We start from the raw sequence: 16,620 nt of genomic DNA, 5'->3' as shown, positions 1-16,620 counted from the left end.
GCTGCCCGTCCCGTCTCAGTCGGTGAGATCGACCTCGCCGGCATTCGGAACGAGCGGAATGGCCTCCTCGACGGCATCCTCGTCGTCGATGACGAGCGTGTCGTCCTCGATGCTGTACTCGTCATCCATATCGGGTGTCTCGACGCCGAAATTCTCCACGGTTCCGTCGGGGGCGAGGTCGCTGGACCCGTCAACGACGTCTCCGGGCTCTGCCGCGCGATCCTGCGGAGGGATGACGGATCCCGTGTCCATCGAGCCGTCCGGAAGCACGCATTCCTCACCGGAGGGGACATAGCCCGGCGTGCAGTCCAGCGTCTGTTCAGTAGCGATCTGCGCTGAGGCCTGCATGGCCACGAGGGCCAGTGCGGCGCTCAAGGCTGCGCGCAGGGGCAGGGCTCCGGATCCAGTCTCTCTCGTTCGCAGCGGCATGTCGGCAACTCCTGGTCAGCTTCTTCGAGAAGCCGCATCACGCGCCCGGAGTTCCGTTCGATGAGGATCGTCTGTCCCTGATACTCGGCCCAGACGCGACCGTCGTCGGGCGCCCTCAGGCCCCGACGCTCCAGCCCGTCGAGGATCGTGTAGCGTGTCGACGGGAGCTGATCGCCGACATGGATGCTGTCGAAGGTGAGGGGGCCGGGGCGGATATCGTTCTGCGCCGGGCCCGATTGCAGAAGCCGCTCGCGGCTGCGGTCGAGGATCTTCTGCGTCGCATCGGAGCGGGACTGGTGGTCCCGCAGGATCTCGCCGGCCTCCGGCGGAGAATTCGCGCAGGCCGTGGTGGTGCAGACGATGCTTGGCGCGCCGCCGACCACTTGCGCGAAGGCCGGCGTGATCAGGGCGGCGGATACGAAAGCGGCGGCCAAAAGGCCGCCGCGACGAGAAATATGCGATGTCACCGGTGCCATGGCGGTGAAACGGCGGGGCCCGCCGCTTCGTTCCACGGCCCCGAGGGCGGCGGAGCGCCCCGTCTCAGACAAGGCGAACTTGCGTTCCAATGGGGCAGAGCTCGAAGAGCTCGGCAATCTTCTCGTTGTAAAGACCGATGCAGCCAGAGGAGGCCCGGCGTCCGATCTTCCGCGTGTCGTGCGTGCCATGGATCAGGTGGGCGGGCCAGCTGAGATACATGGCATGCGTGCCGAGCGGGTTGCCCGGGCCCGGCGGCATGTAGTCGGGAAGCGACGGGTCCCGCTCCTTCATCGATTCGGTCGGCGTCCAGTCCGGGCCGACCTTCTTGCGCACGATCTCGGTGTAACCGCGGCGGGTCAGTTCCTCGGTCATCGGCACGGAGGTCGGATAGAGCCGGTAATCGCTGCCGTCCGCATTCCAGTAGTGCAGGGCACGGCTGGTGATATCGACGACGATGGAGGCGACGCCGAGGCTGTCGAAGTGGTCACTCCAGTCGACGGTACGGAAGCTGGACGCGTTCCGCTGCGCTTCGCCGGAGCGATACTCGCCCGACGGCACCTGCGCTCGGACGAGGGCGGGCGCGGAAAGGATGGGAAGGCTGCCGAGGCCGGCCAGCATCGTGCGACGGGAGAAGCGGTTCATTGCACCTGCTCCAGAATTGGGACTGCTCAGACCCGATCCGATACAGGTTTTCCAGCCGAATGCCAGTGTCTCGCCCGCTCATGGGCCAGGGGACACGGACATGTGACGGCGCGGAACCGGCCTATGCCTCACATATCCGCTGTGAACTCCTCCGCGAGGTGGGCAAGGACGGCGCGCAGAGCCCCGGGCGTGTCGGCGCCCTCGGAGAGAGCCTTCGCGTAGACCGCGCGCTGGCGATCCGCGCCGTTGCCCCGGGCCGAGATATCGAGAAGACCATGCACCTCCTCGGTGCAGCCCAAAGCCTCTGCATCCTCAGCCACCAGTTCCACCAGTTCCGCCGCGAGGTCCGCGAACGGCACGATTTCCCCTCGTCCGTAGTCGATCAGCCCGCCGGACATCCCGTAGCGTGCCGCGCGCCACCGGTTCTCCGACAGCAGGACCGATTCGTAGATCCGCCAGCGCTGGTTCATTGCCGAGAGGCGCCAGAGCATCCGGGCAAGACAGCGGATGAGCGCCGCCAGCGTCACGGTATCGCCAAGCCGGGCGGGGATGTCGCAGATGCGGGTCTCGAGGGTGGGAAAGTCGGCCGAGGGACGCATGTCCCACCAGATGCGGGATCCGTCCTCGATCAGGCCGAGCTCGGTCAGAAGCCCGGTGATCCGGGAGAACTCGCTCCACGAGGCGAGCCGCGGCGGCAGGCCCGTCCGGGGCATGTTGTCGAACACGGTCAGCCGGTAGGAGGCCATGCCGGTGTCCTGTCCCTTCCAGAACGGCGAGGAGGCGGACATCGCCAGAAGGTGCGGCAGGAAGTAGGACAGCTGGTTCATGAGGTCGATCCGCATGTCCCGGTCCGGGATCCCGATATGGACGTGCATTCCGGAGATCAGCATCCGGCGCGCGGCGGCGGAATAGTCCTTCTCCAGGGCGGCATAGCGCTCCTTCTCCGTCCGGGTCTGCGCCGTCCAGTCCGCCAGCGGATGGGAAGAGGCGGCGACCGGGACGAGGCCATGCGCGCGGGCGCAGTCCGAAACCCCGGATCGCAGGCGCGCGAGATCGTCCCGCGCTTCCTGCACGGTCCGGCAGACGCGGGTGCCGACCTCGATCTGGCAGCGCAGGAATTCCCGTGTGACCTGTTGGCCGAGGGCGGCTTCGCAATCGGCGACGAGATCGTCCGGGGCATCGACGAGATCGTATGTCTCGGGGTCGAGCAGGAGGTATTCCTCCTCGATGCCGATCGTGAGGTCGGGTTCGGCGGCCATCGGCTTCTCCTCCGCAAGGCGCATCCGCAAAGCGTCGCAGGGGCGGGGAAACCGCGCAAGGTCCGCTGGACAGGCGCCTCCTTTCGCGGCAGGCGGGGAGCATGAGCCGCATCGTCATCGCCGTGATCACCCGCGCCCGGCCCCTGGCGCTCCGCCGGAGCCTGTCCGCCCTCGCCGCACAGGAGGTGCCGGAGGGCGCCGAGCTGGTGCTTCTCGTGGTGGAGAACGGCGACGATGGGCTGGCGGCGGGCATCGCGGCGGAGGTCGCGCCGGAGGCGCGCGTGGTGGTCGAGCCGAAGCTGGGGATTCCCCATGCGCGCAACCGGGTGGTGGAGGAAGCGCTGTCGCTCGGCGCGGAGTGGCTGGCTTTCGTGGACGACGACGAGGTGGCGCCGCCGAGTTGGATCTCGGCGCTCTGGGACGGCGCGGTTGCGGGCGGCCATGACCTAGCCGGCGGCCCCGTTCGCCCCGTTCCGGGGGCGGATGCAGGAGAGCGTGAGGCCAAGGTAGCCGCGTGGCTCGCGCGGCGGGCCGCCGCGCGGGATGCGCGGCGGGCGTCCGGAACCGGGCGTCTGGACCTGCCGACCAACAACTGGATCGTGCGCCTCGCGGCACTGGAGCGCACCGGTCTGCGGTTCGATGCGAGGCTCCTGATGACGGGAGGATCCGACACGGACCTGTCGCGGCGCGCGGCGGCGGCAGGGCTCAAGCTTGGATGGGTGCCCGCCGCGGAGTTGACGGACGAATGGCCGGCCTCGCGGCTCAGAGCGGGCTACATCTTCCGGCGCGCCCGGTCGCAGACACTCGCCAAGGCTGCCCTCTCCCCGCGCAGGCGGAGCGCGCATCTGACGGCCGCGGTTCTCAGGGGGACGGGAGGCGGCCTCCGGGTCCTTCTGTGGCCCCTGGCGAGGGGCCCGGCGCTCGACGGGATCAGAAGCCTCGGGATCGCGGCGGGTCATGCGTCGGCGGCGTTCGGGGCCGAAAGCAGGCTCTATGAGACGACGGACGGACGCTAGGCGCCGGGTCCCGGCAGTCCAGTGGCAGCCCGCGGCAGGTTCAAGCCCCGCCGCGGGTCATGGGTCAGTCGGAGACGGTCACGCTTTCCATCCGGTCGGGGTCCGACACGGCGCCATTGCCGCCGGAGCCTCTGCGGATCTGGTCGACCACATCCATGCCCTCGATGACCTGACCGACGACCGTGTACTGGCCGTCGAGATGGCCCGCGGGGGCGAACATGATGAAGAACTGGCTGTTCGCCGAATCCGGGTTGGCCGACCGGGCCATGCCGACGGTGCCGCGCTCGAACGGCAGGTCCGAGAACTCGGCCGGAAGATCGGGCAGATCGGAGCCGCCGGTGCCGGCGCGGCCCGCGGGCGCATCCGGCCCGCCGAACTCGACATCGCCGGTCTGCGCCATGAAGCCGTCGATCACCCGGTGAAAGGCGATCCCGTCATAAGCGCCGTCCTCGGCGAGGGTCGTGATCCGCTCGACATGTTGCGGTGCTGCGTCCTCGAAGAGGTCGATCACCACGGTGCCCTCGGCCTCGCCGGCGACATCGATGACGAGGTTCGGGCCGGGGCCGTCTTCCTGGGCGAGGGCCGGTGCGGCGGCGAGCGCCAGGGTTAGTGCAAGAGCCTTACGCATCGGCGGCCACCTTCACGCTGATCATCCGGTCGGGGCTTGCGGGCGGCTCGCCACGGGCGATCTTGTCCACATGCTCCATCCCCTCGATGACCCGGCCGTAGACGGTGTACTGGCCGTTGAGGAAATGGTTGTCGCCGAAGTTGATGAAGAACTGGCTGTTGGCGCTGTTCGGGTTGGCCGAGCGCGCGGCGCCGAGCGTGCCGCGATCATGCGGCAGCTTGGAGAACTCCGCCGGGAGGTCCGGCTTGTCGGAGCCGCCGGTGCCGGCGCGGCGCAGATCGCCATCGGTGTGGCCGTGCTTCACGTCGCCGGTCTGGGCCATGAAGCCCTCTATGACGCGGTGGAAGACGACGCCGTCATAGGCGCCGGCGCGGGCCAGCTCCTTCATGCGCTCGGAATGCTTGGGCGCCACGTCCGGCATCAGCTCGATGACGACGGGGCCGTCCTTCAGCTCGATGATGACGGTGTTCTCGGGATCCTTGATGTCGGCCATGCGGCCCTCCTTTAAAGCTGTCGGGGCGGACCCTAACGGTGCTGGCGGTGCGGCGAAAGGGCGGGACGGGGCAGGGTGGCCGCAAATCGCCGTGTGAACCTAGAACCGACTGCGGTAGAAGTAGGGTGACCGACAGCAGATGGAGAACGTGCCGGAATGGCCTGGAAGACGATCGACGACATGGATCTCGGCGGCAAGCGCGTCCTGATCCGGGTGGACATCAACGTACCCGTCGAGGACGGCCGCGTCACGGACGCGACCCGCATCGAGCGCATCGTGCCCACGATAAGGGACGTGATGGACAAGGGCGGCAAACCGATCCTCCTGGCGCATTTCGGCCGCCCCAAGGGGAAGGAGGTGCCGGAGATGTCGCTGGCTCAGATCGTGCCGGCGCTGGAGGAGAAGATCGGCGCCAACGTCCGCTTCGCCGCACGCGGCTTCGCCGATGCGGTGAGCGCCCTCCCGGCGGGCGAGGTGCTGCTCCTTGAGAATGTCCGTTTCCATCCCGGTGAGGAGAAGAACGACAAGGGCTTCGCAAGCGAGCTGGCCGAACTCGGAGACGTCTACATCAACGATGCCTTCTCCGCCGCTCACCGCGCCCATGCCTCCACCGAGGCCATCGCGCACCTGATGCCCTCCGCCGCCGGCCGTCTCATGGAGGCCGAGCTGAAGGCACTCGAGGCCGCCCTCGGTGATCCGAAGCGGCCCGTCGCCGCTCTCGTCGGGGGCGCCAAGGTCTCGACCAAGCTGGACCTGCTCGAGAACCTCGTCTCCCGCGTCGATCACCTGGTCATCGGCGGCGGCATGGCGAACACCTTCCTCGTCGCACAGGGGATCGAGGTCGGCTCCTCGCTCGCCGAACGGGACATGGCCGAGACCGCCCGGCGGATCGTCGCCAAGGCCGAAAGCGCCGGCTGCACGATCCACCTTCCCGTCGACATCGTCATCGCGCAGGAGTTCAAGGCCGGAGCCGAGAGCCGCAGCGTCGACGTCGCCGACTGCCCCGAGGGCTGGATGATCCTCGATGCCGGGGAGCAAACGGTGGAGCGTCTCGTGGAGCTCTTCGGCGATTGCGCCACCCTGATCTGGAACGGTCCCCTCGGCGCCTTCGAGATCGAGCCGTTCGACAGGGCCACGAACGCGGCCGCTCGCGCCGTCGCCGACCGCTCGCGGGAGGGCAAGCTGACCTCGGTCGCCGGCGGTGGCGACACGGTCGCGGCGCTCAACAAGGCCGGCGTGGCGGAGGACTTCACCTATGTCTCCACCGCCGGCGGCGCGTTCCTGGAATGGATGGAAGGCAAGACCTTGCCGGGGGTCGCCGCGCTCGGGGGCTGAGGCGCCCAATTTCCTTATATGGCGGGCGTTTGCGCTAGCAGGGTTGTCTCGGGTTTGAGGCAACCCTACCCCTTGTCGCAGAGTCAGAAGACACCCCCGGAGGACCCCCATGAAAGCCACCCAGACCGTGCGCCGCATCCTGGCGAACTACGAAGGCGAGACGCCCGGCGTCAAAGCCCGCCTCTGCCAGATGCTGATGAACGGGCGCCTCGGCGGAACGGGAAAGATGGTGATCCTCCCCGTCGACCAGGGCTTCGAGCACGGGCCGGCACGGTCCTTCGCGCCGAACCCGGCCGCTTACGACCCGCACTACCACTACAAGCTCGCGATCGATGCCGGGCTCAGCGCCTATGCGGCGCCGCTCGGGATGCTCGAAGCCGGCGCGGATACCTTCGCCGGCCAGATCCCGACGATCCTCAAGGCCAACTCCGCCAACTCGCTGATGTCCTCGACCGCGGGCAAGGATCAGGCCGTCACGGCCAGCGTGGACGACGCGCTTCGCCTCGGCTGTTCCGCCATCGGCTTCACGATCTACCCAGGGTCGGACGCGGCCGTCGGCATGTTCGAGGAGATCGTGGAGATGCGGAAGGAGGCCGCCGCCAAGGGCATCGCCACCGTGATCTGGTCCTATCCCCGTGGCGAGGCGCTCGACAAGGACGGCGAGACCGCCATCGATATCGCCGCCTACGCCGCCCAGATCGCCGCCCTCGTCGGGGCGCATATCATCAAGATCAAGCTGTCGACGGACCACCTGTCGCTCAAGGAAGCGAAGGCGGTCTACAAGGACGAGGAAATCGACATCGCAACCCAGGCGGCCCGCGTGAAGCATTGCATGCAGGCGAGCTTCGACGGCCGCCGCATCGTGGTGTTCTCTGGCGGCGCGAAGAAGGGCGCGGACGGCATCTACGACGACGCGCGCGCCATCCGGGACGGAGGCGGCAACGGCTCGATCATCGGGCGAAACACCTTCCAGCGCCCCCGCGAGGAAGCGCTCGAGATGCTCGGCAAGATCGTGGACATCTACAAGGGCAAGGCGTGATCGCCGCCTGATCCATCCGCAGGAAAAGACCGGCCAGTGGGGCCGGTCTTTTTCGTCGGGTGAGGCGAACCGGACCGGCCGGCGAGCGGCTCAGCCCTCGATATCCGCCCAGACCGGGACGTGATCCGACGGCTTCTCGCGGCCCCGCACGGCGCTGTCGATGCCGGAGCCGATGAGGCGGTCCGCGGCCTGCGGCGTCAGAAGCAGGTGATCGATGCGAATCCCGTCGTTTCGATCCCAGGACCCGCGCTGGTAGTCCCAGAAGGAGTAATGTCCGGGCCCGGCATTGCGCGCGCGGAACGCGTCCGTCAGGCCGAGGTTCAGGAGCCGGCGGAAGGCGGCGCGGGTTTCGGGCAGGGCAAGGGCGTCACGGCGCCAGTCGTCGGGCCGCGCGGCATCCTCGTCCTGCGGGATGACGTTGTAGTCGCCCGCGATCACGGCCGCCTCCTCATCCGCCAGAAGCGTCCGCACACGGGCCTCCAGCCGCTCCATCCAGGCCAGCTTGTAGTCGTATTTCGGGCCCGGCGCCGGATTGCCGTTGGGAAGGTAGAGGCCGCAGACGCGCAGCGGGGTCTCGCCCCCCACAACCGCCTCGATCCAGCGGGATTGTTCGTCCTCCGGATCGCCGGGGAGGCCGCGGGTGACGTCCTCTAGCGGTAGCTTCGACAGGATCGCGACCCCATTGAAGCCCTTCTGCCCGTGAACCGCGACATTGTAGCCCCGGTCTTCGAAAGCTTCGGACGGAAAGCCCTCGTCCACCGACTTGATCTCCTGGAGGAGAGCAACGTCGGGTTCGGCTTCGTCGAGCCAGTCGGTCAGGGCGCCGATGCGCGCCTTGATGCCGTTGATGTTGAAGGTCGCGATACGCATGACGCCGCTATGCCCGAGCCCGCCCCGCTGGGCAAGCCACCGCAGGACGCTACTTCACCTGCCATGACGGAGACTGCATACCACCTGTCCTTCACCCATACGCATCTCTATCCCGGCGCCGCCGGTACGTTCGACGCGGAGCCGCCGGAGAGCGTCGCCATCCGTGCGACGTTTTCGGACGGGGGTGCGGTCGGAGGCTTTATCGAGGATGGGGTCCTGACGCTCGAGGCGCACCGGACCGCGGCAGGAACGCCGATCGCGGAAAAGAGCTGGAGGGTGGAGCGCGACGGAACGACCCTGCGCGTGATCGACCGCGCCTGAGGCGCGACCGCCAGCTTCATCTTTCCCGAAATACCCCCGCCGGAGGCGAAGAAAGCGTCGCAAAAATGCGTCCGTCCCGAAGTCAGTCGGTGCCGCGGTAGGGCGGGACGTACTGCATCGCCATGTCCCAGGGGAAGAAGATCCAGGTGTCCTGGCTGACTTCGGTGATGAAGGTCTGGACCTGGTCGCGCCCCTTCGGCTTGGCATAGACCGTGGCGCAATGGGCGCCCGGATAGAGCTTGCGGACGAGCTCCAAAGTCTTGCCGCTGTCGACGAGGTCATCGACGACGAGGATCCCCGTCCCGTCGCCCATCAGCTCGGCATCGGGGCTCTTCAGCACCCGCGCCTCCCGCTGGGACTGGTGATCGTAGGATTTCACCGAGATCGTATCGACGGTGCGGATGTCGAGCTCCCGCGCGACGATCATCGCCGGGGCCATGCCGCCGCGGGTGATCGCGACGACGGCGCGCCAGTGGCCGTTCTCCGGCCCGTGCCCGTCGAGCCGCCAGGCAAGCGCCCGTGAATCGCGGTGGATCTGGTCCCAGGAGACGTGGAAACCCTTCTCGTGCGGCAGACGGTCCATCCTCGATGCTCCTCAGCCGTCCTTGGGCAGGGTCGCACCGCTGCCTGTGGTGTCGATATCGGGCGCGTCCACCGCCTTCATGCCGATCGCGTGGTAGCCGCAATCGACGTGGTGGACCTCACCGGTCACGCCGGAGCCGAGATCGGACAGAAGGTAGAGCGCGGACTTGCCGACATCTGCCTGCGTCACGTTCCGCCGCAGGGGCGAGTTCAGCTCGTTCCACTTCAGGATATAGCGGAAATCGCCGATGCCGGAGGCGGCCAGCGTCTTGATCGGGCCGGCAGAAATCGCGTTCACGCGAATGTCCTTCCGGCCGAGATCGTCGGCGAGGTAGCGCACCGAGGCCTCGAGCGCGGCCTTGGCGACGCCCATGACGTTGTAATGCGGCATGACCTTCTCGGCGCCGTAATAGGTCAGCGTCAGGCAGGACCCGCCCTTCGTCATCAGGGCTTCGGCGCGCTTCACGCAGGAGGTGAAGGAATAGACCGAGATGTCCATCGAGTTGCGGAAGTTCTCGCGGGAGGTGTCGACATAGCGCCCGCGCAGCTCCGACTTGTCGGAAAAGCCGATGGCGTGGACGTAGAAGTCGATCCCGCCCCAAGCCTCTTCGACCTTGGCGAAGGCCGCGTCGAGCGAGGCCTCGTCGGACACATCGCAATCGGCGAGCACGGTGGAGCCGAGCTGCGCGGCGAGCGGCTCGACACGCTTCTTGAAGGCATCGCCCTGGTAGGTGAGCGCGATCTCGGCGCCGGCATCGGCGCAGGCCTTCGCGATTCCCCAAGCAATGGACTTGTCGTTGGCGAGGCCCATGATGAGCCCACGCTTGCCTTCCATCAGACCTGCCATAAGCTCATCCTTCTCGCTCTGTCGGTACGTCCCGCCCCTTTAGTCGATCCATCTGCCCGGTTTCAAGACTGCGGCTGCCCGGTGCCGCGGTGTTTCGGCGAGGGATCGCGAGGGGCAGGGGAGGCTGGCGAAGTGGCGCCTGCCGCATTAGCTGAGGGCCGAAGAGCTTTCTCTGGGCGAAAGGACGGGTCCCCATGGCGGACAGAAGCGGCAAATTTGCAGGCGACGACCCCTTCGCCATCGCGCGGGCCTGGCTGAAGGAGGCGACCGAGAGCGAACCCAATGATCCCAACGCCATCGCGCTCGCCACCACGGACGCGGACGGCATGCCAGATGCGCGCATGGTCCTTCTGAAGGAGATCGAGGGGCAGGGGACGGACGGCGCCTTCGTGTTCTACACCAACTACGGCTCCGCCAAGGCGGCGCAGATCGATGCCACGGGGACCGCCGCCTTCGTGATGCATTGGAAGAGCCTGCGCCGCCAGATCCGCGTGCGCGGCCATGTCGAGCGCGAGGATGGTGCGCAGGCGGATGCCTATTACGCCAGTCGCTCACTTCAGTCCCGCCTCGGTGCCTGGGCCTCCGAACAGAGCCAGCCGCTCAAGTCCCGGACCGCCCTCATGGCGAAGGTCGCCGAGATCACCGCCTCCAAGGGCACGAATCCCGGGCGGCCGCCGTTCTGGGGCGGGTTCCGCATCAGGCCCGTTCAGATCGAATTTTGGGCCGATGGCGCGTTCCGGCTGCACGATCGTTTCCGCTGGAGATTAAATGCCGGGCAGGATGGCGCGGCCTGGGAGGTCATGCGCCTCAATCCGTAACGTCATGCCTACGCCATAAGCGATGGTTCGCTGCTTGACGTTAGCGTCCGCTTGCAAGCCCAGATTTCGCCACGCAGGTATGCGACAGATAAGAACCGCCTGTGTTTCTGGGCTGTTTTTTTCTGTTGCCGATCGTTGGGGCGATGGCGCGAGGGTTTCGCGCCCGGATAGGAAAGCAAAGGGCACGGACGCATTTATGGCCGAGACGCCGAAAGAGAACTTGGATCGTGACGCGCGCAAGGACGGCGCTGAGCTCGAAGGCCGGGTGAAATGGTTCGACCCCGGCAAGGGGTTCGGCTTCGTCGTCGCCGACGAGGGCGGAGCGGATATCCTGCTTCATGCCAACGTGCTGCGCATGTTCGGTCAGAGCTCCGTCGCGGACAGCAGCCGCGTCGTCATCCGCGTGCAGGAGACCGAACGCGGCCGCCAGGCTGTCGAGGTTCTGGACATCACCGCCGACCTCGATCCCGAGGCGACCGGCGAGGATCGTGCCGGCGCGCCCGTCGAGATCGAGCCGGGGCTTCCCCTCGAGCCGGCGCGCGTGAAATGGTTCGACAAGGCGAAAGGCTTCGGTTTCGCGAACGTCTTCGGCCGCCCGGAGGATGTTTTCATCCACATGGATGTGCTGCGCCGGTCCGGCCTTGCCGATCTGCAGCCGGGCGAGGCGGTGGGACTGAGATCCGCCGAGGGTCCGCGCGGCAAGATGGCCGTCGAGGTCGCGGCTTGGGAACGGGCCACAAGGGAAGAGCAGCAGGGAGAGGACGAGTGATGCGTGTGTTGGGTCTAGCGGCAGGGTTCGCCGCTCTGCTTGCCGGTGGGGGAGCCGCGTCCGCGCAGGTTGTCTGCAATCCGGCGCAGGTGCAGCTTCGCGGGGACTGGGGACAGGCGCGCTTCCGCGTCGATGTTGCCGACGATCCCGCGGAGCGGGCGAAGGGCCTGATGTTCGTGGAAGAGATGTCCCGCGGCAAGGGAATGCTGTTCATCTACGATGCACCGCAGCGCGCGTCCTTCTGGATGAAGAACACGCTTATCCCACTCGACATGGTCTTCGTCGGGCCGGACGGCATCGTCACGCGTGTGCACGACAATGCCGTCCCGCATGACGAGACGCCGATCGATGGCGGCGAGGGGGTCTATGCCGTCCTCGAGATCAACGGTGGCCTCGCTGAGGCGCTCGGGATCGAAGAGGGATCCCAGATGCGCCACCCGGCCTTCGGCGAGGAGGCCGCGTGGCCTTGCGAGTGACAAGCTCGATCCCGGGGCTTTCCAACCGCGCCGCCCCGGCTTAGGAAGACCCCCGTCGGGGCGTGGCGCAGCCTGGTAGCGCGGCGGCTTTGGGTGCCGTAGGTCGGAGGTTCGAATCCTCTCGCCCCGACCACTTTTCAGAAGATGTCCTGATCCCACGCGGCGCCCCCTCATCGGGCGCCGTTTCTCGTTGCGGCGCGTCGATGCCTCCGGCGGGGGTATTTTCAGGGAAAGATGAAACGGTGGGCGCAAGCGGAATCGCTCCTCTGCGCGCGATTCGGAGGCGGCGAGGCGCGCAGCGGTGTGACCCGGCTGCCCTGACTTTTCCACAGGCCCCGGTGCAGAAGTGTGGAGAACACCCCGAAAAAGGACGGCCGTTTAACCGGTTGCGACGAGCGCGCCCGCGCCGGCCCTGACCGTACGATCTGTGGCTGAATCGGCCGTATCCGGTAAATGCCGGTCAAGTTCAAAAATCAGTTGAAGGCTTGGGAAAGCCACGGCACCTTGTGCAAGCCGGCTTGGGGCGCACTATATCTGGTGGGTATCGGTCGCACGCGGCGAGGCCCTTCAGGTGAGCCAGAGATTGCACCCGGCCGGCACGACGATCCGACGCGCTAGAGCGCCACTCTCCTGCCGGACCAGGAGCCGCGCCCCCTTTTGATCAAGGGCGGCGGGTGGCGGCGTTTCGTCTCGCGCAGGACGGATCGGCGGGAAGAGACCGCCTCCGGGGTCGGGGACGGGCACAGGGACGGGACAGGCAAGGATGGAGACAGGGCAATGAAGATCGAGCGGACATACACGGTGGCGGGCAGGGATGCCTATGACGGCATCGCCTTCACCACGACGGCGAGCGAGATCCGCAATCCCGACGGTACGGTGGTCTTCTCCCTCAAGGGCATCGACGTGCCCGCCTTCTGGAGCCAGGTGGCCGGCGACGTCATCGCCCAGAAGTATTTCCGCAAGGCCGGCGTCGCCGCCGCGCTGAAACCTGTCCGCGAGAAGGACGTCCCGGAATTCCTGTGGCGTCACGTGCCCGACGAGGCAGCCCTTGCCGAAATGCCCGAGGAGGAGCGGTTCGGCGGCGAAACCTCCGCACGGCAGGTGTTCGACCGGCTCGCCGGCGCGTGGACGTACTGGGGCTGGAAGGGCGGCTACTTCACCACCGAGGCCGATGCGCGCGCCTATTTCGACGAGATGCGCCACATGCTCGCGACGCAGCGCGGCGCGCCCAATTCCCCGCAATGGTTCAATACCGGGCTGCACTGGGCCTACGGGATCGACGGTCCGGGGCAGGGACATTTCTATGTCGACTACAGGACCGGCAAGCTCACCCGCTCCAAGAGTGCCTACGAGCATCCGCAACCCCATGCCTGCTTCATCCAGTCCGTGAAGGACGACCTCGTGAACGAAGGCGGGATCATGGACCTCTGGGTCCGCGAGGCCCGGCTCTTCAAGTATGGCTCCGGCACCGGCACCAACTTCTCCTCGCTCCGGGGGGAAGGGGAGCGTCTGTCCGGCGGCGGCAAGTCCTCCGGCCTCATGGGCTTTCTGAAGATCGGCGACCGGGCGGCGGGATCGATCAAGTCGGGTGGCACCACGCGGCGCGCCGCCAAGATGGTGATCTGCGACGCCGACCACCCCGATATCGAGGACTTCATCAACTGGAAGGTCCGCGAGGAGCAGAAGGTGGCCTCCATCGTCGCCGGCTCGAAGATGCACGAAGCCCGGCTCAACGAGATCTTCGCCGCGATCCGCGAGTTCGACGGCACGGAGGAGGGCGCGACCGATCCGGCCGCGAACGCCGCGCTGAAGACCGCGATCCGCGCGGCCAAGCGCAACGCGATCCCCGAGACCTACATCAACCGCGTGCTGCAATATGCGCGGCAGGGTTACGCGAGCATCGAGTTTCCGACCTATGATACCGACTGGGACAGCGAGGCCTACGCCTCGGTCTCCGGGCAGAACTCCAACAACTCCGTCCGGGTCACCGATGCCTTCCTGAAGGCGGTGCGCGAGGATGCGGAGTGGGAGCTCATCCGCCGCACCGACGGCACGGTCGCCAGGACGATCCGGGCGCGGGATCTGTGGGAGCAGATCGGCCATGCCGCATGGGCCTGCGCCGATCCCGGCATCCAGTTTCACGACACCGTCAACGCCTGGCATACCTGCCCCGAGGACGGCGAGATCCGCGGCTCGAACCCGTGCTCGGAATACATGTTCCTCGACGATACGGCCTGCAACCTGGCCTCGATGAACCTGCTGACCTTCCTTGAGGGCGGCAGATTCAAGGCCGAGGATTACATGCATGCCACGCGGCTCTGGACGCTGACGCTCGAGATCAGCGTGATGATGGCGCAGTTCCCGTCGAAGGAGATCGCACAGCGCTCCTATGATTTCCGGACGCTCGGCCTCGGCTATGCCAATATCGGCGGGCTCCTGATGAACCTCGGCTACGGCTATGACAGCGAGGAGGGCCGGGCGATCTGCGGCGCGCTGACGGCGCTGATGACGGGCGTATCCTACGCCACGTCCGCGGAGATCGCGGGCGAGCTGGGGGCGTTCCCCGGCCATGCCCGCAACGCCGATCACATGCTCCGGGTGATCCGCAATCACCGCCGCGCGGCGGAGGGCAAAAGCAGCGGCTACGAGGGGCTGGAGGTTCTGCCGGTTCCGCTCGCTCAGGACGACTGCCCGCAGCGGGATCTCGTCGGCCTCGCCAGGGAGGCCTGGGCCGAGGCCGAGCGCCTGGGCACCGAGCACGGCTTCCGCAACGCGCAGGTCTCCGTCATCGCGCCGACGGGCACGATCGGCCTCGTGATGGATTGCGACACGACGGGGATCGAGCCGGACTTCGCGCTCGTGAAGTTCAAGAAGCTCGCGGGCGGCGGTTACTTCAAGATCATCAACCGGTCGGTTCCGGCCGCGCTGAAGCATCTGAACTATTCGGAAAGCCAGATCGGCGAGATCGTCGCCTACGCGGTGGGCCATGCGTCCCTGGGCAATGCGCCCGGCATCAACCACACCGCGCTTCTCGGGCATGGGTTCGGCAGGGCGGAACTGGAGAAGATCGAGGCGGCGCTGCCCTCCGCCTTCGACATCCGCTTCGTCTTCAACCAGTGGACCCTTGGCGCAGAATTCTGCACCGATGTTCTCGGCATACCGGCGGGCAAGCTCTCCGATCCGTCCTTCGATCTTCTGCGGCATCTCGGTTTCACGAAGGCGCAGGTCGAGGCGGCGAACGACCACGTCTGCGGAACGATGACGCTGGAAGGCGCGCCCCACCTTGACCCCGCGCATTACCACATCTTCGATTGCGCCAATGCCTGCGGCAAGAAGGGCAAGCGGTATCTTTCGGTGGACAGCCACATCCGCATGATGGCGGCGGCGCAGTCCTTCATCTCGGGCGCGATCTCCAAGACGATCAACATGCCCAACGATGCGACGATCGAGGATTGCCAGCAGGCCTACGAGCTGTCGTGGTCCCTCGGCACCAAGGCCAATGCGCTCTACCGCGACGGCTCCAAGCTGTCGCAGCCGCTGGCCTCCGCGCTCGTCGAGGATGACGACGAGGCGGCCGAGGTTCTGGAGACGGGCACGCCGGCGCAGAAGGCGCAGGTGCTGGCCGAGAAGGTGATCGAGAAGGTCGTCGTCAAGGAAATCGTTCGCTCCCACCGCGAGAAGATGCCCGAGCGCCGCAAGGGGTACACGCAGAAGGCCATCGTCGGCGGTCACAAGGTCTATCTCCGGACCGGCGAGTACGGCGACGGCTCGCTCGGCGAGATCTTCATCGACATGCACAAGGAAGGTGCCGGGTTCCGGGCGATGATGAACAACTTCGCCATCGCGGTCTCCGTCGGCCTGCAATACGGCGTGCCGCTGGAGGAGTTCGTGGACGCGTTTACCTTCACCAAATTCGAGCCGGCCGGCATGGTGCAGGGCAACGAGACGATCAAGAACGCGACCTCGATCCTCGACTACATCTTCCGCGAGCTCGCCGTCTCCTATCTCGACCGGACCGATCTGGCGCATGTCGCACCGCAGGGCGCGACGTTCGACGACATCGGCCGCGGCGAGGAGGAGGGGAAGCCGGGCAGTGCCAGCTCCTCGGAGAATGCCGCCTCCAAATCCCTCGAAGTCCTCAAGCAGATCAGCTCCACCGGCTACCTGCGCAAGCGCCTTCCGCAGGACCTGATGGTGCTGCAGGGCGGCGCGGCGGCGGCGGCTCTCGCCACCGGGCTCGATATCGACGGCGCGCTGGAGCCCGGCGCTGCGACGCCAGCGCCCGCGCCCATCGACGCCAGCGCGAAGGCGCGGATGCAGGGCTACGAGGGCGAAGCCTGCGGCGAATGCGGCAACTACACGCTTGTCCGCAACGGCACCTGCATGAAGTGCAACACCTGCGGCGGCACGTCCGGCTGCAGCTGAGGCGATCCCGCGGACACAGGGTCAGAGAAAGCAGATGAATGCGCAGACGGACGCATAAGTCTGCGCAAGGGGCTCAAGGGCGAAACGTAAAGCCTGTAGCCCCTGGGCTGCTCTCTGAAAGGCGGTGATAGAGGCGCCGGGGCGGCTGCTCCGGCGCCTTTTGCATATGGATGGGACGCGCGGTTCATGCATGA

General features: G+C 67.0%; 17 protein-coding genes and 1 tRNA gene. 9 read left to right on the top strand and 9 right to left on the bottom strand.

Annotated features, from left to right (window positions below):
* Positions 1–15: 15 nt before the first annotated feature.
* The 4 genes from DQG15_RS06725 to DQG15_RS06710 all read right to left on the bottom strand — a co-directional run bounded on the left by DQG15_RS06725 (position 16) and on the right by DQG15_RS06710 (position 2,807).
* A complete protein-coding gene (locus tag DQG15_RS06725) occupies positions 16–375 on the bottom strand; it encodes a hypothetical protein (RefSeq protein ID WP_116083889.1) in 360 nt (119 codons plus the stop codon).
* On the bottom strand, positions 372–905 hold the full coding sequence (locus tag DQG15_RS06720; protein ID WP_116083887.1) for a hypothetical protein: 534 nt from the start codon (positions 903–905) through the stop codon (positions 372–374). Before DQG15_RS06720 ends, DQG15_RS06725 begins: the two co-directional genes overlap by 4 nt.
* A gap of 64 nt (positions 906–969) precedes the next feature.
* Complete coding sequence (locus tag DQG15_RS06715) at positions 970–1,548, bottom strand: L,D-transpeptidase (RefSeq protein ID WP_116083886.1); 579 nt, start codon at positions 1,546–1,548, stop codon at positions 970–972.
* Positions 1,549–1,676: 128 nt separating this feature from the next.
* Positions 1,677–2,807 carry a carboxylate-amine ligase gene (locus DQG15_RS06710; RefSeq protein WP_116083884.1) on the bottom strand — a complete coding sequence of 377 codons (1,131 nt, stop codon included), beginning with the start codon at positions 2,805–2,807 and terminating at the stop codon, positions 1,677–1,679.
* A 101-nt stretch (positions 2,808–2,908) separates the two neighbouring features.
* Here DQG15_RS06710 and DQG15_RS06705 point away from each other — a divergent pair, with 101 nt between their 5' ends.
* The gene (locus tag DQG15_RS06705) at positions 2,909–3,823 is read left to right on the top strand and encodes a glycosyltransferase family 2 protein (protein WP_116083882.1); all 915 of its coding nucleotides are present in this window, start codon (positions 2,909–2,911) and stop codon (positions 3,821–3,823) included.
* Positions 3,824–3,887: 64 nt separating this feature from the next.
* Here DQG15_RS06705 and DQG15_RS06700 read toward each other — a convergent pair whose 3' ends face one another.
* Together DQG15_RS06700 and DQG15_RS06695 are read right to left on the bottom strand one after the other, a co-directional pair.
* The gene (locus DQG15_RS06700) at positions 3,888–4,451 is read right to left on the bottom strand and encodes a peptidylprolyl isomerase (RefSeq protein WP_116083881.1); all 564 of its coding nucleotides are present in this window, start codon (positions 4,449–4,451) and stop codon (positions 3,888–3,890) included.
* The gene (locus DQG15_RS06695; RefSeq protein WP_116083879.1) at positions 4,444–4,944 is read right to left on the bottom strand and encodes a peptidylprolyl isomerase; all 501 of its coding nucleotides are present in this window, start codon (positions 4,942–4,944) and stop codon (positions 4,444–4,446) included. Before DQG15_RS06695 ends, DQG15_RS06700 begins: the two co-directional genes overlap by 8 nt.
* 156 nt (positions 4,945–5,100) lie before the next feature.
* On the opposite strand from DQG15_RS06695, the gene pgk reads away from it, so the two are divergent.
* On the top strand, positions 5,101–6,279 hold the full coding sequence (pgk, locus tag DQG15_RS06690; RefSeq protein WP_116083878.1) for a phosphoglycerate kinase: 1,179 nt from the start codon (positions 5,101–5,103) through the stop codon (positions 6,277–6,279).
* Between the two features lie 109 nt (positions 6,280–6,388).
* Positions 6,389–7,318, top strand: coding sequence for a class I fructose-bisphosphate aldolase (locus tag DQG15_RS06685; protein ID WP_116083876.1), 930 nt, complete (start codon positions 6,389–6,391; stop codon positions 7,316–7,318).
* A 90-nt stretch (positions 7,319–7,408) separates the two neighbouring features.
* Here DQG15_RS06685 and xth read toward each other — a convergent pair whose 3' ends face one another.
* Entirely contained in the window at positions 7,409–8,188 is a 780-nt protein-coding gene (xth, locus tag DQG15_RS06680; RefSeq protein WP_116083874.1) for an exodeoxyribonuclease III, read from the bottom strand.
* Between the two features lie 63 nt (positions 8,189–8,251).
* On the opposite strand from xth, the gene DQG15_RS06675 reads away from it, so the two are divergent.
* Positions 8,252–8,509, top strand: a complete 258-nt coding sequence (locus DQG15_RS06675; protein WP_116083872.1) for a hypothetical protein — start codon at positions 8,252–8,254, stop codon at positions 8,507–8,509.
* A gap of 82 nt (positions 8,510–8,591) precedes the next feature.
* Here the strand turns inward: DQG15_RS06675 and gpt are convergent, their stop codons facing one another.
* Both gpt and fabI read right to left on the bottom strand, forming a co-directional pair.
* On the bottom strand, positions 8,592–9,092 hold the full coding sequence (gene gpt / locus DQG15_RS06670; RefSeq protein WP_116083871.1) for a xanthine phosphoribosyltransferase: 501 nt from the start codon (positions 9,090–9,092) through the stop codon (positions 8,592–8,594).
* A 12-nt stretch (positions 9,093–9,104) separates the two neighbouring features.
* The gene (gene fabI / locus DQG15_RS06665) at positions 9,105–9,938 is read right to left on the bottom strand and encodes an enoyl-ACP reductase FabI (RefSeq protein WP_116083869.1); all 834 of its coding nucleotides are present in this window, start codon (positions 9,936–9,938) and stop codon (positions 9,105–9,107) included.
* Positions 9,939–10,132: 194 nt separating this feature from the next.
* On the opposite strand from fabI, the gene pdxH reads away from it, so the two are divergent.
* The 5 genes from pdxH to DQG15_RS06640 all read left to right on the top strand — a co-directional run bounded on the left by pdxH (position 10,133) and on the right by DQG15_RS06640 (position 16,426).
* Complete coding sequence (pdxH, locus tag DQG15_RS06660; protein WP_116083868.1) at positions 10,133–10,756, top strand: pyridoxamine 5'-phosphate oxidase; 624 nt, start codon at positions 10,133–10,135, stop codon at positions 10,754–10,756.
* Between the two features lie 220 nt (positions 10,757–10,976).
* On the top strand, positions 10,977–11,525 hold the full coding sequence (locus tag DQG15_RS06655) for a cold-shock protein (protein ID WP_232830750.1): 549 nt from the start codon (positions 10,977–10,979) through the stop codon (positions 11,523–11,525).
* Positions 11,525–12,001 carry a DUF192 domain-containing protein gene (locus DQG15_RS06650; protein ID WP_116083864.1) on the top strand — a complete coding sequence of 159 codons (477 nt, stop codon included), beginning with the start codon at positions 11,525–11,527 and terminating at the stop codon, positions 11,999–12,001. The genes DQG15_RS06655 and DQG15_RS06650 overlap by 1 nt, the downstream gene beginning before the upstream one ends.
* 56 nt (positions 12,002–12,057) lie before the next feature.
* Positions 12,058–12,134, top strand: a tRNA-Pro gene (locus DQG15_RS06645).
* A 644-nt stretch (positions 12,135–12,778) separates the two neighbouring features.
* Entirely contained in the window at positions 12,779–16,426 is a 3,648-nt protein-coding gene (locus DQG15_RS06640) for a vitamin B12-dependent ribonucleotide reductase (RefSeq protein WP_116083862.1), read from the top strand.
* The last annotated feature ends 194 nt before the right edge of the window (positions 16,427–16,620 follow it).

Origin of the sequence: Tropicimonas sp. IMCC34011 (assembly GCF_003390865.1) — a bacterium.
Lineage (GTDB): Bacteria > Pseudomonadota > Alphaproteobacteria > Rhodobacterales > Rhodobacteraceae > Tropicimonas_B.
This window is presented reverse-complemented; position numbering and strand designations above follow the sequence as displayed.

What these genes read in the sequence shown, in the direction of transcription:
- DQG15_RS06720 (WP_116083887.1), bottom strand. Translation starts at nt 905, where the DNA reads ATGGCACCGGTGACATCGCATATTTCTCGTCGCGGCGGCCTTTTGGCC.
- DQG15_RS06715 (WP_116083886.1), bottom strand. Translation starts at nt 1,548, where the DNA reads ATGAACCGCTTCTCCCGTCGCACGATGCTGGCCGGCCTCGGCAGCCTT.
- DQG15_RS06710 (WP_116083884.1), bottom strand. Translation starts at nt 2,807, where the DNA reads ATGGCCGCCGAACCCGACCTCACGATCGGCATCGAGGAGGAATACCTC.
- DQG15_RS06705 (WP_116083882.1), top strand. Translation starts at nt 2,909, where the DNA reads ATGAGCCGCATCGTCATCGCCGTGATCACCCGCGCCCGGCCCCTGGCG.
- DQG15_RS06700 (WP_116083881.1), bottom strand. Translation starts at nt 4,451, where the DNA reads ATGCGTAAGGCTCTTGCACTAACCCTGGCGCTCGCCGCCGCACCGGCC.
- DQG15_RS06695 (WP_116083879.1), bottom strand. Translation starts at nt 4,944, where the DNA reads ATGGCCGACATCAAGGATCCCGAGAACACCGTCATCATCGAGCTGAAG.
- pgk (WP_116083878.1), top strand. Translation starts at nt 5,101, where the DNA reads ATGGCCTGGAAGACGATCGACGACATGGATCTCGGCGGCAAGCGCGTC.
- DQG15_RS06685 (WP_116083876.1), top strand. Translation starts at nt 6,389, where the DNA reads ATGAAAGCCACCCAGACCGTGCGCCGCATCCTGGCGAACTACGAAGGC.
- xth (WP_116083874.1), bottom strand. Translation starts at nt 8,188, where the DNA reads ATGCGTATCGCGACCTTCAACATCAACGGCATCAAGGCGCGCATCGGC.
- DQG15_RS06675 (WP_116083872.1), top strand. Translation starts at nt 8,252, where the DNA reads ATGACGGAGACTGCATACCACCTGTCCTTCACCCATACGCATCTCTAT.
- gpt (WP_116083871.1), bottom strand. Translation starts at nt 9,092, where the DNA reads ATGGACCGTCTGCCGCACGAGAAGGGTTTCCACGTCTCCTGGGACCAG.
- fabI (WP_116083869.1), bottom strand. Translation starts at nt 9,938, where the DNA reads ATGGCAGGTCTGATGGAAGGCAAGCGTGGGCTCATCATGGGCCTCGCC.
- pdxH (WP_116083868.1), top strand. Translation starts at nt 10,133, where the DNA reads ATGGCGGACAGAAGCGGCAAATTTGCAGGCGACGACCCCTTCGCCATC.
- DQG15_RS06650 (WP_116083864.1), top strand. Translation starts at nt 11,525, where the DNA reads ATGCGTGTGTTGGGTCTAGCGGCAGGGTTCGCCGCTCTGCTTGCCGGT.
- DQG15_RS06640 (WP_116083862.1), top strand. Translation starts at nt 12,779, where the DNA reads ATGAAGATCGAGCGGACATACACGGTGGCGGGCAGGGATGCCTATGAC.